At 44.5% G+C, this 14,672-nt stretch carries 15 protein-coding genes; 10 read left to right on the forward strand and 5 right to left on the reverse strand.

Annotated features, from left to right (window positions below; genetic code table 11):
* Positions 1 to 37 precede the first annotated feature (37 nt).
* Complete coding sequence (locus QUB64_RS00545) at positions 38 to 1,498, forward strand: NB-ARC domain-containing protein (RefSeq protein WP_442921616.1); 1,461 nt, start codon at positions 38 to 40, stop codon at positions 1,496 to 1,498.
* A gap of 138 nt (positions 1,499 to 1,636) precedes the next feature.
* On the opposite strand, the gene QUB64_RS00550 is transcribed toward QUB64_RS00545, so the two are convergent.
* The 4 genes from QUB64_RS00550 to QUB64_RS00565 form a co-directional block, all read right to left on the reverse strand.
* A complete protein-coding gene (locus QUB64_RS00550; protein ID WP_333270866.1) occupies positions 1,637 to 2,134 on the reverse strand; it encodes a 2TM domain-containing protein in 498 nt (165 codons plus the stop codon).
* Between the two features lie 358 nt (positions 2,135 to 2,492).
* Positions 2,493 to 4,088, reverse strand: a complete 1,596-nt coding sequence (locus tag QUB64_RS00555) for an outer membrane protein assembly factor BamB family protein (RefSeq protein WP_333270868.1) — start codon at positions 4,086 to 4,088, stop codon at positions 2,493 to 2,495.
* 386 nt (positions 4,089 to 4,474) lie between these two features.
* Positions 4,475 to 5,311 carry a cyanoexosortase A gene (crtA, locus tag QUB64_RS00560; RefSeq protein ID WP_333270871.1) on the reverse strand — a complete coding sequence of 279 codons (837 nt, stop codon included), beginning with the start codon at positions 5,309 to 5,311 and terminating at the stop codon, positions 4,475 to 4,477.
* A gap of 160 nt (positions 5,312 to 5,471) precedes the next feature.
* On the reverse strand, positions 5,472 to 6,143 hold the full coding sequence (locus tag QUB64_RS00565) for a PEP-CTERM sorting domain-containing protein (protein ID WP_333270874.1): 672 nt from the start codon (positions 6,141 to 6,143) through the stop codon (positions 5,472 to 5,474).
* Positions 6,144 to 6,781: 638 nt separating this feature from the next.
* Here QUB64_RS00565 and QUB64_RS00570 point away from each other — a divergent pair.
* Complete coding sequence (locus QUB64_RS00570) at positions 6,782 to 8,890, forward strand: thioredoxin domain-containing protein (protein WP_333270876.1); 2,109 nt, start codon at positions 6,782 to 6,784, stop codon at positions 8,888 to 8,890.
* 451 nt (positions 8,891 to 9,341) lie between these two features.
* Here the strand turns inward: QUB64_RS00570 and QUB64_RS00575 are convergent, their stop codons facing one another.
* Positions 9,342 to 9,554, reverse strand: coding sequence for a helix-turn-helix domain-containing protein (locus tag QUB64_RS00575; protein ID WP_332942973.1), 213 nt, complete (start codon positions 9,552 to 9,554; stop codon positions 9,342 to 9,344).
* A 134-nt stretch (positions 9,555 to 9,688) separates the two neighbouring features.
* Between QUB64_RS00575 and QUB64_RS00580 the strand changes: the two genes are divergently transcribed.
* The 8 genes from QUB64_RS00580 to QUB64_RS00610 all read left to right on the forward strand — a co-directional run bounded on the left by QUB64_RS00580 (position 9,689) and on the right by QUB64_RS00610 (position 14,584).
* Positions 9,689 to 9,922 (forward strand): hypothetical protein, encoded by a 234-nt coding sequence (locus QUB64_RS00580; protein ID WP_333270879.1) that lies wholly within the window; start codon positions 9,689 to 9,691, stop codon positions 9,920 to 9,922.
* A complete protein-coding gene (locus QUB64_RS00585; RefSeq protein ID WP_333270881.1) occupies positions 9,922 to 10,074 on the forward strand; it encodes a hypothetical protein in 153 nt (50 codons plus the stop codon). The genes QUB64_RS00580 and QUB64_RS00585 overlap by 1 nt, the downstream gene beginning before the upstream one ends.
* A 115-nt stretch (positions 10,075 to 10,189) precedes the next feature.
* Complete coding sequence (locus QUB64_RS32865; RefSeq protein ID WP_442921617.1) at positions 10,190 to 10,309, forward strand: DUF4926 domain-containing protein; 120 nt, start codon at positions 10,190 to 10,192, stop codon at positions 10,307 to 10,309.
* Positions 10,293 to 10,457, forward strand: a complete 165-nt coding sequence (locus QUB64_RS32870) for a DUF4926 domain-containing protein (RefSeq protein WP_442921621.1) — start codon at positions 10,293 to 10,295, stop codon at positions 10,455 to 10,457. Before QUB64_RS32865 ends, QUB64_RS32870 begins: the two co-directional genes overlap by 17 nt.
* A gap of 238 nt (positions 10,458 to 10,695) precedes the next feature.
* Positions 10,696 to 12,603 carry a 1-deoxy-D-xylulose-5-phosphate synthase gene (gene dxs, locus QUB64_RS00595; protein ID WP_333270884.1) on the forward strand — a complete coding sequence of 636 codons (1,908 nt, stop codon included), beginning with the start codon at positions 10,696 to 10,698 and terminating at the stop codon, positions 12,601 to 12,603.
* 70 nt (positions 12,604 to 12,673) lie between these two features.
* A complete protein-coding gene (locus tag QUB64_RS00600; protein WP_333270886.1) occupies positions 12,674 to 12,991 on the forward strand; it encodes a hypothetical protein in 318 nt (105 codons plus the stop codon).
* Complete coding sequence (locus QUB64_RS00605; protein ID WP_333270889.1) at positions 12,988 to 13,356, forward strand: aspartyl protease; 369 nt, start codon at positions 12,988 to 12,990, stop codon at positions 13,354 to 13,356. Before QUB64_RS00600 ends, QUB64_RS00605 begins: the two co-directional genes overlap by 4 nt.
* Positions 13,357 to 13,363: 7 nt before the next feature.
* Positions 13,364 to 14,584: an NAD(P)/FAD-dependent oxidoreductase gene (locus QUB64_RS00610; protein ID WP_333270892.1), complete on the forward strand. Its 1,221-nt coding sequence runs from the start codon at positions 13,364 to 13,366 to the stop codon at positions 14,582 to 14,584.
* The last annotated feature ends 88 nt before the right edge of the window (positions 14,585 to 14,672 follow it).

Here is a 14,672-nt window from a genome sequence, read left to right on the forward strand (position 1 = left end):
ATAGGGAAATCTTAGCACCATTGGAAAATATCGGAAAATGTCGGATATAATAGCTAAAACTCCCACACCACCCCGATCGATGGACGTTGAAGAAATCTTAAAATTTGCCGACAACCTTGTTTTTACCAAGACTGGAAAACACCTCGACAACGTACAAGAGGCTATATTGATCGGTGCTTGGCAAGGTCAAAAATACCCAAAAATCTCACAGGAAGCTCATTGTAGTGAAGGTCATGCTAGGGATGTTGCTTCGGAATTATGGAAAATACTTTCAGATGTATTAGGTGAAGCAGTTCATAAATCTAATTTTCGCTCTACTTTGAAAAGGTTCCAATTTTCTAATGTTTCATCAGCTATCGGTAACGCCTTTGTAGGGATTGGGAATATCAATCTCTGTGGAGACACTTTACACTCTCCAGAAGTTCCAAAAGACCGATCGCCCTCAACCTCAGAAAACACCCAACCCGAAATACGCCAAGACTTAAGAGACGCACCAGATATCAGCTCATTTTACGATCGCACATCCGAACTCGCCACCCTACAACAGTGGATCGTACACGATCGCACCCGCCTAGTCGCAATATTAGGACTCAGCGGAATTGGCAAAACCAATCTCGCACTCCACCTCCTCCCACAAATCCAGCATCAATTTGAATATATAATTTGGCGAAGTCTCGGCACATCCCCAACCCTCGATCATACCCTAAAAAGCCTACTTAAATTTTTATCTAATCAATCCCCACCCTTAGCAAGGGGGGGCGAAGGGGGGGTTTTGCCAGCCAGCACCGATGAACTGCTATCGCTGCTAATCGACAAATTGCGATCGCACCGCTGCCTCATCATCCTAGACGACGTACAAACAATTCTCAGCAGCGGACAAATAGCAGGAAATTATCGACCAGAATATGAGAATTACAGCACCCTATTCAAACGTATTGGCCAAACTTGCCACAACAGTTGCTTAATCGTCAATAGTTGGGAATCGCCTAGAGAAATTGTCGCATTAAACAGAGAAAACGCCCGCGTTCGCACCTTACGACTCAACGGTTTAGGTGCAGCAGCAGGCGAAATACTCCGAGAAAAAGGTTTACTCGAACCGGAGAAATGGGAAACCCTGATTGACACTTATCGAGGGAATCCCTTGTGGTTGAAAATAGTGGCAGCCATGATTCAAGAATTATTTAGCAGTCGAGTTGCCGAATTCTTAAAATATGATACGCTATTCTTGGGAGAGGAATTGAAAGCAAGATTGGAGCAGCAGTGCGATCGCTTATCGGAATTAGAGAAACAGGTCATGTGCTGCATCGCGAATGAAATCGAACCGGTTTCAATTTCTAAATTGCTAGAAAATGTGCAATTATCGCCGGACGATTTATGCAATGTACTGCTATCTTTAGGAAATCGAGCATTGATTGAAAAAGAAGAACAGGATAATCAAGCCCTGTTCAGTTTATCGCCAGTGCTGAGACAATATATGATATCATATCCCGTCGATTGACCGCAAACAAAGGTTCGTAGTGCGGACTTCAGTCCGCTCACCGACTGAAGACTATAACGTAATTTTCACCGCCTTTGTCTTCAACCCGCTTGGAGTGGGTTTTGCTTGTATAGAAGCGGTTTCAACCGCCCAATCTTCTTATGACTGCAACCACTTCACGAACTTATCCGTCGCAGTACCAATCGACTGTCCTACCTGTTTCTTCAAACGCCACCGCTGAAACGCTTGTTCGTACTCTTCCCCTTCAGTCTGATAAACATTCCAAGCATTCAGCGACAATCCCAATCCCCACGTTAGTAAAATAAAAAGCGACCAAGAAAGCTCGTGCGATCCTGCTAGATTAAACAAAACTAAAAAAGTATTGATAATACCGTACTTTGTCACATTTTTCTGCAATTTGCCGCGACGGTAAGTGTTAAAAACCAGTTTTTCTTGAAATTCCCCTCTAGTCGCTAACCATTGCTGTTCCGCCGCCACGATATCCTGTTCGGAAATGCCCAATTCCGCTGCAATCTCGAAAAGCTGCACTCGGGAAAGTTCGCCTTCATCTTGTCGGCGGGCGATCGCAAGCTGTAAAATACCTTGAGCATCCTCTGAACCGTAAATTTGAGTTATTTGACTGTCATTGGTCGCCATATAACAAGTTTCCTATAATTCCTGAGATCCTTTCTATGATAGAGATCAGCGCAGTTAAATGGCTGGTGGTGAGAGTGGCGGATTTCAACACCCGGAAAATGCGGACTAAAGTCCTCACTACAAACCTTTAATTTCTGACATCTTTTCTATGATAGAGATAAGTGCAGTTAAACGGCAGGTGGTGGCATTGGCGGATTTCAACACCCGGAAAATGCGGACTAAAGTCCTCACTACAAACCTTTAATTTCTGACATCTTTTCTATGATAGAGATAAGTGCAGTTAAACGGCAGGTGGTGGCATTGGCGGATTTCAACACCCGGAAAATGCGGACTAAAGTCCTCACTACAAACCTTGATTTTAACCTAAAGTATACATCCACCCGTCTCTCGCGCAAATCCTGACAATTCCGTCCCAAACTACAGGCGTCGCCTCAAAGGATAAACCCGGTTTAAATCTCGCGGATTCTTTTACTTTCAAACGGTAAAACTCGCCTTTAGTATTTTTTAAAGCATTCTTATCCCCAGACTTGGCTCGTTCCCACTTCAACTCGAACAAATAAACACCGTTGTATCCAGCACTGATTAGTTTATTGCCGTCGGTAAATATCGGAGTGGAAATTGAAGAGCCAATCTCTTTTTTAAACACGATTACCGGAGTATCGTAAGACTGATTTCGCCAAGGTACAAAATTCTTTTTGCCTGTAATTGTATCTTGGGAACCGATGTACAAATTGCCGTCGATCGCATTTGTGGCAAATAAGGCTGGAAACTCCCCTGGATTGTACTCATCATTCAGCGCTACAGAGCCGATTATCCCGCCTTCCCAGCCCGAAAGTCGGCGGTTTTCGGTGGGTAAAAACCATTCAACGCTGGCATTCGGTTCTTTGTTCGGATTCAGTTTTAGGACTCCGCCGTTACCGGCAATGTATTGTTTTTCAATCGCACAAAACAGTTTTCCCGATTTAGAAATTACAGCACTTCCGTCGATATCTGAACCAGTATAAAAATCCCAAACTATCTTTTTGGTTTTAATACTGATACCGTAAATATGACCGGAACCAGCAGAGATAAATAGTCTATCTTTCAGCCGAGATGGTGATGATTCTGCTACTAAGTTGCCGCCGTGCTTGCCAATATCTCCCGCAGCGTAAAGCTGGACTTCCGACAATATCTGCGGTTGCTTGATTCCTTGTTGGACTTTGGCTTTGCTGGCAGAACTATTGATAAAATAGCCGATCGCATTTTCCCCGGCATTGAACAACACGCCATCGCCCAGATACAAAGCGCTGCTGTCATTATCCTGACTGTAGCTGGGCGTTCTCCTGATGTCCAACTTCCACAGTTCCTTACCAGTTCTAAAAGACACTGCCCTAAAACTCGGCACAACATTTTTGCCGCCACCGCCGCTGCGGCTGCCTTGCAAAATCACAATTCTGTTTTCGGCGCTGGCTGTTTTGTCGATATAAATTGTTGATGAACCTTTAATTATATCATCAAATTCATAGCGCCAAACTTCTTTATTGGTCGCCATATCTATTTTGTGCAAATAGTGGTCGAAAGAACCTATAATTATATAAGTTTTATCTCTGTCTCTGGTAATTGTTGGCTGTCCAGTCCAACCGGCGCCGCTCCAAATTTGCGATTGTCTCCCCAGAAAAGTCCGTCCGCTTCCTAGCTCAAATTTGTCGATTAACTTCAAGCCTTTGGGGACACCTCTACCGTAAAACCTGCGCTGGTCATTTCCTAAAAAAGTCGGCACGAATAATTCTACTTCGGGAACTACTTTTTTAGTCGGAACTTTCTTACTATTACTTTTTAATACCGCTTGGTTCGATGGTGCGACTTGGTTCGGGGATTCAGCTTGGCACTGTTTGAGAACAGCGGGAGGAACTGCGGCAGTCAGTAAAAATTGCCCTAGCCGTCGATTGAAGGTTCTCCGAGATGATAAACTCATTGTAGCTCTCAATAATCAATCATAATATTAAAACATGATTGAGTAGGTCGGCATAAATAAATTTAACGAGAGTGCGTCTAAATAAATGGTGTAAATCTGTAGGGTAGCGTCCCCGTGTCTACCCCGCCGTCTGGGAGCGCAACATTACTAAATAACCAATAACCAATAACTCATAACTCATAACTCATAACTAAAAAAAGTAAAACAGGGATTTGCTTGTTGAGCCAACCATATAAAATATCATCAAAATATCATCGTCAAAAGGTCATTAAAACTAGAGATTAGATCAAATAATCCCAAGTACCAGGTTTCCATTCTGGGAGACTCAATGAGCTAGATGGTATTTTAACTACTGTTTGCGTCATAGAGCCTCAACTTGAAACGAATTAATTTACCGATTTTTTACTAAGTTTGCTATCTTTTTTCAACATAAATTGATAAAATATCCCAAACAAAATCACCGCAATCATCCCCACCACTAAAGAACCTTCACCATCATGCCAATATTTAAATAAATCTAGGCGCTTAGATGCAACTAACAATGCCATTGCCGCCACTCTAAAACCATTAATAATAAAACCCGCAGCGATAGCGACACCTATTACCAAAGCTTTATTTTGTTTAGTAGGGAACATCACCAAACAAACTACAGATAAACCTAATAAGTAATTCATTGCCTCCATACCAGAACATCCCCCATATACAAGCACCCTTCCTGTCGGTAAAGCAACATAATTACCTTCACGCATTACATCAAAACCTAAATACCACAAAATAACCTGAGCAAACCTAGCAGTAAACGAGGTAATAATATCCAATAAAGGTGATGTAATTACACTGGGAATGCCATGAAAAAAAAGTATTACCAATTCACGCCAATATTGTTTTAAATCCTGAAAACCTACCGCAATTAGGCCCAAGCCTAAACCAGATAAAAAAGGTGCTATTCTTAAAAATTGATCGAATTTACTGGAAACCATAGCACTTTTCAATAAAATAAAAGCTATTATTATAGTTCCAGCAACTATCGATAATATGTCACTTTTTACCCCGCTTTGTTTCAGAAGATTCTGCTTGTCCCAAAGTATGGAACCCACAGCCAACCAAAAAACTATACTCATATAAAAATGAGCAATATCCCCCATTTTCCAAAGGAGTGTCATATTCAGGGTTACTAAACCTGTGGCGATGATGATTAGCCCAAAAAGTTTTCTTTTGAACATTTTGACATTAGTTATTAATTGATTGATTAGATCGTATCATATCCTTTAAATAAAAATACAATCAATCTGGTTTCTTGCTGAAACCAGATTTTTATAGCTATCTAAAAGTAATTATTTTGGGGTCAAGCCCTGATGCAAAACCCCTTAAAATGATGGTGGTCTATTCAGCTTTTTGAGCCTGAGCGCGTTGCTTTTTGAACATAGTACCAAAACCAACGGCTGTGACCGCAGCGAGCATGGTTAAAGGTTCGGGAGTATTTTCAGTGTTGCTAGTGCTGCTGACGAAAGTATCGCTACCGCCATTAATACCCTGGACGTGCAACCCTAATCTTAAAGTACCAGCATTCAACGCGGAAATTACGTTATTATAATTTCCACCAAAACTCAACCCCAAAACCTCACCTGTGTTGACACCGTTCGACGCAGCACCTGTTTTCGTAGCTGAAAAATCTGTTGACCAAGCAGTAGTAAGGTTGGCACTTTGTGCCATATTAGCAGTTCCATTATTTCCAAAATTAACCGTACCAGTATTACCAGTATTAATGCCAAAGCTGCTCAATAAACCAGAGTTATTACCTGTGTCGAAGTAGACTGAACCAATAAATATACCGGCTACAGATGTATTATTATTGGCAATTTTGAATCCAACGTTGTTGTTGCCATTGTCTGTGACATCAAAGCTAAAGTCATTAACATAAGAGTCTCCAATTGTATCGCCACCCGCGATATTACCAAAGCTGAAGGCGGAGGCAGGTGCAGCGGATAAAGCACTAAGAGCAGCGACACTGGCAACAGCTAAAATAGACTTGACTGCAGTTAATGTAAATTTCATGATTGATACCTTTATTTTCAATTTGGCTGGAGTGAGTGTTTTTCCTTGACATCTTCAATATAAACGGAAACACAGGTTAACGCAATGGCTTTTGATAAAGTTTTGATGAAGTTTTTTGGGGAAGACGAGGTGCCTTGGATTTAGCCAATTTTTCTAGATTGATGGCCCATACTTAGGTGTTTTCTCTTACGTACTTAGATGCCAATCGCAGCAGGAGGAACCGCTGTCATTAAGTAACACAACCAAAATAATTACAGAAAGAATCTTTGCTGCGTAAGGGTTTCAGGCGAAATTCCGTGTAATTAATTCGGAACTACTACTTAGCAAAGGAAAAACTGTAATATCTGTGGATTGAATGTTCTCCGCAACGATCGCTCCATTTTAGATCTAGATAATTAGCGATAGTGTTAAGCTGTTGTGCATCTAGATTGTGTATGGCGATCGAGGCAGAGAAGGGGATAGGGGGATAGGGGATAGGGGGAGAGGATTTGACGATTTTTGATGGTCGTGGAAATATACCATTTAAATGCAGTACAGCTTAAAACAGGGCGATCGCCAACAACTCAGGTAAAACAGATCGCGCTAAACTGCTAGAGAACTAACAAGCGCAGCCAGTAAGAGTTAAAGTAGATTTGATTATGGTCAACCGTCTTGCTCAATCCCAAAGCCTGTACCTGCGGAAACACGCCGAAAACCCGATCGACTGGTGGCCCTGGTGCGACGAAGCCTTAGAAACGGCCCTCCGCCAAAATAAGCCGATTTTCCTGTCGATCGGCTACTCTAGCTGCCACTGGTGTACGGTGATGGAAGGAGAAGCATTTTCCGATCGCGCGATCGCCCAATACATGAATTCGCAGTTTATACCGATAAAAGTCGATCGCGAAGAACGCCCGGACATCGACAGCATTTATATGCAAGCTTTGCAGATGATGACCGGCCAAGGCGGTTGGCCCCTCAACATTTTTCTCACTCCCGACGAGCGAGTTCCCTTCTACGGCGGCACTTATTTCCCCGTAACTCCGCGCTACGGACGCCCCGGATTTTTAGAAGTGTTGCAATCTATTCGCCGCTTTTACGACACAGAAAAGCGGAAATTGCAAGCCTTCAAAGGAGAAATTTTAGACAGCCTCCACCAGTCGGCGCTGCTGACAGCAGCAACCGCAGAATTAAATCGCGAAGTCTTCCAAAAAGGCTTAGAACTCAATACCGCAATTATTGCCACCAGCAACCCCGGGCCCAGTTTTCCGATGATGCCCTATGCTGAGCTAGCACTGCGGGGAACGCGCTTTAATTCAAAATACGACAGCAAACAAGCCTGCACTCAGCGGGGCTTAGACTTAGCGTTGGGCGGCATTTACGATCACGTAGCCGGGGGATTTCACCGCTACACGGTTGACGCGACTTGGACTGTACCGCACTTTGAAAAAATGCTCTACGACAACGGTCAAATTGTGGAGTATTTGGCGAATTTGTGGAGTGCGGGAATTGAAGAGCCGGCTTTTGAAAGTGCGATCGCGCGGACAGTAGAATGGTTGAAGCGAGAAATGACCGCGCCGACGGGCTATTTCTATGCTGCACAGGATGCTGATAGCTTTACCCCCCCAACCCCCCCTTACCAAGGGGGGGCAACGGGGGGGTCTGAACCGGAGGAAGGAGCGTTTTATGTTTGGACTTACGCCGAACTACAAACGCGGTTAACTGCTGAGGAATTTGCGGAAATTCAAGAAGAGTTTAATGTTAGTCGCAGCGGCAATTTTGAAGGGAAGAATGTATTGCAGCGCCGCCATCCGGGAAAACTCAGCGAAACGGTAGAAACGGCTTTGGCTAAACTTTTCGCTGTGCGCTACGGTGGGAATCCCGATACTGTGAAAACTTTTCCCCCAGCCCGCAACAATCAAGAAGCGAAAAACGACAGTTGGCCGGGGAGAATTCCCGCAGTTACTGACACGAAAATGATTGCGGCTTGGAATAGCTTAATGATTTCGGGTTTGGCGCGGGCTGCGGCTGTTTTTGGGAATGTCGAATATCTGGAATTGGCTGTGAATGCTGCTAGTTTTATTTTAGACAATCAGTGGACTGACGGGCGGTTTCAGCGGCTGAATTATGACGGAAAATCTGCTGTGGCGGCGCAGTCGGAAGATTATGCTTTGTTTGTGAAGGCTTTGTTGGATTTGCATCAAGCGAGTTTGGCTTTAGGAAACGGGGAAGCAGCACAGCAATTGCCGAATTCTCAGTTTTGGTTGGAGAAAGCTGTGCGGGTGCAAGATGAGTTTGATGAGTTTTTGTGGAGCGTGGAGTTGGGGGGGTATTACAATACTGCGAAGGATGCTAGCGGGGATTTGTTGGTGCGGGAACGCAGTTATACTGACAATGCGACTCCGGCGGCGAATGGAATTGCGATCGCCTCTTTGGTTCGTCTTGCGCTGCTGGCCCAAAATTTAGAATATCTCGATCGCGCCGAACAAGGTTTGCAAGCTTTCAGCAGTATTGTCCGAGATACTCCCCAAGCTTGTCCGAGTCTGCTTTCGGCTCTGGATTGGTATCGGCATTCTACCCTGGTTCGCACTTCGCCCGACCAGATTTCGGGGTTGATTTCGCAGTATTTTCCGACTGCTGTTTGTCAGATTGAGGCGGATTTGCCTGAAGGTGCGATCGGGTTAGTTTGCGAGTGTTTGACTTGCAAAGAACCGGCGAAAAGTCAAGAGATGCTGTTGGCAGAAATTGTGCAAAGTCAAACGCGAGGATAAAGACCGGGCGGTTGAAACCAGGTTTATACAAACACTCACGCACCTCCGTGGGTTTCCGAGTGGGCGGTCGAAACCGCGTCTGTACAAACAAAACCCAAGGAGTGTGGGTTTATACTCATTACCAGGAAGAGCCTGGTCACGCCGATCCGGAGGCTCTGCCTCCATTTTCGCAGCCGAGGCAGAGCCTCTGGATATAGGTTCCCAGGCTCTTCCTGGGAACGAGTTATAAAATCAAGAGATGCTGTTGGCAGAAATTGTGCAAAGTCAAACGCGAGGATAAAGACTGGGCGGTTAAAACCGCGTCTATACAAACAAAACCCAAGGAGTGTGGGTTTCCGAGTGGGCGGTTGAAATTACGTTTTACGTTATTTTATTCAGTCGGCGTCCGGCGGACATCGTTTGTTTGGCGTGCGGTTTCAACCGCCGTCTGCATCTGCATCTGCGATCGCTCTCAATCTTCCAAAATCTCAACCAAATCTTCCATCGTCACGTCGAAAGCGCGGGCAATTTTGTAGACAGCAGACAAATCGACTGTGTTTAAAGCATCGCGTCTCCCGTAGCTTTTTACCGTGTTGTAGTTGACTCCGGATCGATCGGCAACTTCCTTAAAAGTCCAACCCCTTTGCTCAGCTAGTTCTCGAATCCGGAGCCTCACGTATCCCATATTTGGCTTGACATCGGTGCATATGTACCCGACAAGATCTATGTACACTAAAAACGATCGCCCTAGGAGCCTCGAAAACTTAAGGGCGATCGCTTTTCTAGCCAACCCCGCTTGGAGCGGGGAAACATTATCCTATGATACCAACATCAAAGCCCAAATCACACACTCATCCCTGGTGCATCGTGCGCCAACTCCCAAATATGCAGCGATTGGTTGTGGCGCGCTTCCACCGGCGGGGCGATGCTGACGGCTATATTCAGATTTTACGGCGGTTGTTACCCGCGACTAAACACGCGATCGTCTTTGATACGACTGGGGCCGAGAAATTGCCAGATGCTCGAACATCTGAGATAGAGCGAATGCTTTAATGGATAAGTACGTGCGAGCGAAGCTATCCCGCGCAAGAATCGCCCTTTTGTGTTGGAATTTGCCAGCAATAAATCGTGAAGGGCGATCGGCTTTGTTGTCTTCATTGGTTTGCGATCGCACTCCTTTGTCAGAAACCGGGTTTTTTGCCTAATCTACAGGCGACAACGAAGAATTGTCGTAAAAAACCCGGTTTCTTTGGTCTGAATGCGTAAATCCTGTTCATGCTAACTTAAAAGGCGATCGATCGACAAAGGAGGCATCTAAAAATGAATTGTACAATCAAACTACTTGATGTCGTTGCATTACTAGAAGACTTACCACAACAGGGCTTATATCGCGGTCAAGTGGGAACAGTAGTTGATGAATACGATGCAGAATTTTTTTGAGGTTGAGTTTAGCAATTTGCCTGGTTGTACCTACGCGCTAGAACCCCTTAGCAAGTCGCAGTTAATGATTTTGCATCACAGTCCGCTTGCAGAAACCCCATGGCTAAAAAGTCAGCCCTCATTACAAAAACCAGTTTTAAATCGCTAATAATCCCCGTGCAGCTAACAATTAGCCGTCAGCAGCTAACAACATAAGCTTTTTTATATTGACTGCGCACAATTAATTTACTATAATTACCAGGCCAAAAATAACAAAAATCTTACGCCTAACAGTTTTCCCCAAATAACAGGTAAACTATTCTAAGTTTGCGCGTACCCAACGCGGCAGGCTCAACCTATTATCTGTTAAGGATTCGTCCTAATTCTTAGGAGCAGGATTTTAAAATATGCATCTCAGCGAACTGACTCATCCAAACCAATTACACGGCCTGTCGATTCATCAACTCGAACAAATTGCCCGACAAATTCGAGAAAAGCATTTAGAAACTGTAGCCGCTAGCGGCGGACACCTCGGCCCAGGATTGGGTGTAGTCGAACTGACCTTAGCACTCTACCAAACACTCGACCTCGATCGCGACAAAGTGACCTGGGATGTCGGCCACCAAGCTTATCCGCACAAATTGATCACAGGCCGCTACAACCAATTCCACACCCTGCGCCAAAAAGACGGTGTTGCAGGCTATCTCAAGCGCTGCGAGAGCAAATTTGACCATTTCGGCGCCGGTCACGCTTCCACGAGCATCTCCGCAGCCCTAGGGATGGCGATGGCGCGCGACCTTAAAGGCGAAAACTTTAAAACCGTAGCAGTCATCGGCGACGGCGCACTCACAGGGGGTATGGCACTAGAAGCGATCAACCACGCGGGCCATATGCCGAAAACCAATGTGATGGTAGTGCTCAACGACAACGAGATGTCAATCTCGCCCAATGTCGGCGCAATTACCCGCTATTTGAACAAGATGCGACTCTCGCAGCCGGTACAATTTCTCAAAGATAACCTAGAGGAACAATTCAAACAAATTCCCTTTGTGGGCGAAACTTTTACCCCAGAAATGGAACGCCTTAAAGAAGGGATGAAACGGTTAGCCGTGTCCAAAGTTGGAGCCGTAATTGAAGAATTGGGCTTTACCTACATGGGCCCAGTAGACGGACACAATTTGGAAGAGTTAATTGCCACTTTCAAACAAGGTCATACTATCCAAGGCCCTGTGTTAGTTCACGTGGTAACGGTGAAGGGCAAAGGATATGCGATCGCCGAAAAAGACCAAGTAGGATATCACGCCCAAAATCCCTTTAACTTAGCCACGGGCAAAAGCATTCCTTCCACCAAACCCAAGCCTCCCGCCTACGCGAAAGTATTTGCCCACGCCCTGGTTAAGCTAGCAGAAAATAATCCTAAAATTGTTGGCATCACCGCTGCAATGGCAACCGGAACTTGTCTGGACAAACTTCAGGAAAAACTGCCGAAACAGTACATCGATGTTGGTATTGCCGAACAGCACGCCGTCACTTTATCCGCTGGTTTGGCCTGCGAAGGAATACGCCCGGTTGTCGCAATTTACTCGACATTTTTGCAGCGCGCTTACGACCAAATAGTTCACGATGTCTGCATCCAAAACTTGCCTGTTTTCTTCTGTTTGGATCGCGCCGGTATTGTCGGCGCCGACGGCCCCACCCACCAGGGAATGTACGACATTTCCTACTTGCGCTGCTTGCCAAATATGACAATTATGGCGCCAAAAGACGAGGCGGAATTGCAGCGGATGGTAGTCACGGGAATCAACCACACCAGCGGCCCGATCGCCATGCGTTACCCGCGCGGCAACGGTTACGGCGTGCCTTTGATGGAAGAAGGTTGGGAAGAATTGCCGATCGGCAAAGCCGAAATTCTGCGCAACGGCGACGACTTGCTAATATTAGGTTACGGTTCAATGGTTTATCCGGCGATGCAAACCGCCGAGATTTTGAGCGAACACGGCATCGAAGCAACAGTGATTAATGCGCGTTTTGTCAAGCCTTTGGACACCGAATTAATCTTACCTTTGGCACAACGAATCGGCAAAGTTGTTACAGTAGAAGAAGGCTGTTTGATGGGCGGTTTCGGTTCAGCAGTAGCCGAATCTTTGATGGACAACAATGTGCTCGTGCCACTGATTCGCCTAGGCGTACCAGATACATTGGTAGACCACGCAACACCCGAGCAATCCTTTGCAAGTTTAGGATTAAATCCCTCGCAAATGGCCGATCGCATTTTGGCAACATTCAGCCGCAAACAGTCACCCGTTAGCGTCTAATTAGCTATAATTGTAGGGTGGGCATAACCCCACCTTACTTCACATTCATTGTAAAAAAGGAGCAAAAACAATGACTAACGTGAAACCAAATCGTACCGTGCGGCGGGGAAGATTGTTCCCAGAAATCCAGTGGTCAGAAGAAAAGAAAGCCCAGTGGCGCGCTGAAAGAGAAGCATTTTATCAACGCTGTAAACCAATTTTCGATCGCCTCAAACCAGAATTAATTAAAACCCACTACAACTGGTATATGGCTGTTGAACCCGACAGCGGAGAATATTTTATCGACAAGGATGATATGCTAGTTGCACACATAGCCCATGAAAAATACCCGAAAGTTAAATTGCACGTCTTTCGGATCAATGAAACTGGAGTTTGTGGCACGATATGATTGAAGGAAGATTTGGCGATCAGGACGAGCTATTTTTTGAAATTGAATTGATTGCTGATAACGGCTTAGAATTACCTGTTGATGCTCTGCTTGATACAGGTTTTTCAGGCTGGCTAGCAATGGACGTTCAGGATTTAGAGGGACTTGATTGGACATATCTAAAACAAGAAAAAATGTGCACAGCTAAGGGAGAATTTTATTTTGAACTTTATGCAGGAAAAGTACGTATAGATGAGCAAGAGTTTGACATTCCTGTTCATGTAGGTGACGGAGTACCCGAATTTTTAATCGGCCGCCAGTGGCTGAAAACTCGGCGGTTAGTAGTTGATATGTCTGCGGGTATTTTGACATTGGAAACGATTTAAAAGTAACATGACTGTAAAAAATTTTGATATAGTAATAGTAGGAGCAGGCCCCGCAGGCGGTCACTGTGCGAGAATCCTAGCCAAAGCTGGCCACAAAGTCTTGCTGGCAGAACAAAACGACAATTTTAATAAAAACGACTTTTCCAGCGCCGCCACACCTTTAGAAACCCTCTCCAAATTCGATTTACCTGAATCAGTTATCGGCAGTTTTTGGCACAAACTGACTATTGAAACTAGCAAAGTTAGTCAAACTTGGGAATCTCCCGAAAACTTGGGAGTTGTCCTCAACTTTGCTAAATTTAGAGCATTTTTAGCTGAGGAAGTTGAGCGATTTGGTGGTGAAGTTTGGCTGGGTTGTCGCTACACCAGACATTCACAAGTTAACGGCGAAACTCTAGTAGAGTTTAAACAGTTATCCGACGGTCAAATTATCAAAGTTAGCACCAAAGTATTGGTTGATGCTACTGGCTTTGCTCGGGCGATTATGTACGACAAGGAAAACGATAAGCCTAATTTTTTGTCGGGAACCGGCATCGAATATTTAATTGAAGTTGAACCGGAAGTTTACAACAAATATGCCAATGATTTAATCTTCTTTTTGGGTGATAAATGGATGCCGAAGGGTTATTCTTGGATATTTCCCATGGAACAAAACAGGCTGAAAGTTGGTGCGGGCCGCATTTTTTTAGATTCTAAAACAATTAAGAATTTATCACCGCTGAAAAAATATATTGATTTGCTGATTGATGAATATCTGAAGTCGAAAAATTATCAGATTATTGACAAACACGGTTCGACGCTGAAGTACAGTCGCGGTTTGCAGGATATTTATTGGCAGGATAACATAATTGCGATCGGCGATACTGTCTCAACAGTTAATTTTCTGGGCGGCGAGGGGATTAGACACGGGATGGATGGTGCCGAAATTGCGGGGAAATACATTGAAAAATATTTGGATGGGAAAATCTCAGATTTTGGAGATTATGAGACCCAAATGCACCGCAAGTTTGATAAGAAATGGCATATTTCGGAAAGGTTGGCGGTGAGAAAGTATATCGATGATGTGAATGATGAACTTACTGACAGAACACTTTCTTACTTAAAGTACATGAAAACTCAAGATGTGATGGATATTTTATTTTATTATAAGTTTGAGAAAATTTCTAGAGGAGTGGGCGGTTATTTGCTGCGAAAAATCAAGGGATTGATGAAGCAATTTCACTTATAGTTAAATTGAGTAGGGTGCGTCAGTTGAAAGATATTTGAGAGAGTTAAAAATACGTGACTGACGCACCCTACAGCACTGACTATTGAGT

The sequence above is a fragment of the Microcoleus sp. Aus8_D2 genome (assembly GCF_036702665.1).
Lineage (GTDB): Bacteria > Cyanobacteriota > Cyanobacteriia > Cyanobacteriales > Microcoleaceae > Microcoleus.

Coding starts and splice junctions, on each gene's coding strand:
- QUB64_RS00565 (WP_333270874.1), bottom strand. CDS start 6,143: ATGAAATTTACATTAACTGCAGTCAAGTCTATTTTAGCTGTTGCCAGT.
- QUB64_RS00555 (WP_333270868.1), bottom strand. CDS start 4,088: ATGAGTTTATCATCTCGGAGAACCTTCAATCGACGGCTAGGGCAATTT.
- QUB64_RS32865 (WP_442921617.1), top strand. CDS start 10,190: ATGAATTGTACAATCAAACTACTTGATGTCGTTGCATTACTAGAAGAC.
- dxs (WP_333270884.1), top strand. CDS start 10,696: ATGCATCTCAGCGAACTGACTCATCCAAACCAATTACACGGCCTGTCG.
- QUB64_RS00545 (WP_442921616.1), top strand. CDS start 38: ATGTCGGATATAATAGCTAAAACTCCCACACCACCCCGATCGATGGAC.
- QUB64_RS00585 (WP_333270881.1), top strand. CDS start 9,922: ATGGATAAGTACGTGCGAGCGAAGCTATCCCGCGCAAGAATCGCCCTT.
- crtA (WP_333270871.1), bottom strand. CDS start 5,311: ATGTTCAAAAGAAAACTTTTTGGGCTAATCATCATCGCCACAGGTTTA.
- QUB64_RS00575 (WP_332942973.1), bottom strand. CDS start 9,554: ATGGGATACGTGAGGCTCCGGATTCGAGAACTAGCTGAGCAAAGGGGT.
- QUB64_RS00610 (WP_333270892.1), top strand. CDS start 13,364: ATGACTGTAAAAAATTTTGATATAGTAATAGTAGGAGCAGGCCCCGCA.
- QUB64_RS00600 (WP_333270886.1), top strand. CDS start 12,674: ATGACTAACGTGAAACCAAATCGTACCGTGCGGCGGGGAAGATTGTTC.
- QUB64_RS00550 (WP_333270866.1), bottom strand. CDS start 2,134: ATGGCGACCAATGACAGTCAAATAACTCAAATTTACGGTTCAGAGGAT.
- QUB64_RS00570 (WP_333270876.1), top strand. CDS start 6,782: ATGGTCAACCGTCTTGCTCAATCCCAAAGCCTGTACCTGCGGAAACAC.
- QUB64_RS00605 (WP_333270889.1), top strand. CDS start 12,988: ATGATTGAAGGAAGATTTGGCGATCAGGACGAGCTATTTTTTGAAATT.
- QUB64_RS00580 (WP_333270879.1), top strand. CDS start 9,689: ATGATACCAACATCAAAGCCCAAATCACACACTCATCCCTGGTGCATC.
- QUB64_RS32870 (WP_442921621.1), top strand. CDS start 10,293: ATGCAGAATTTTTTTGAGGTTGAGTTTAGCAATTTGCCTGGTTGTACC.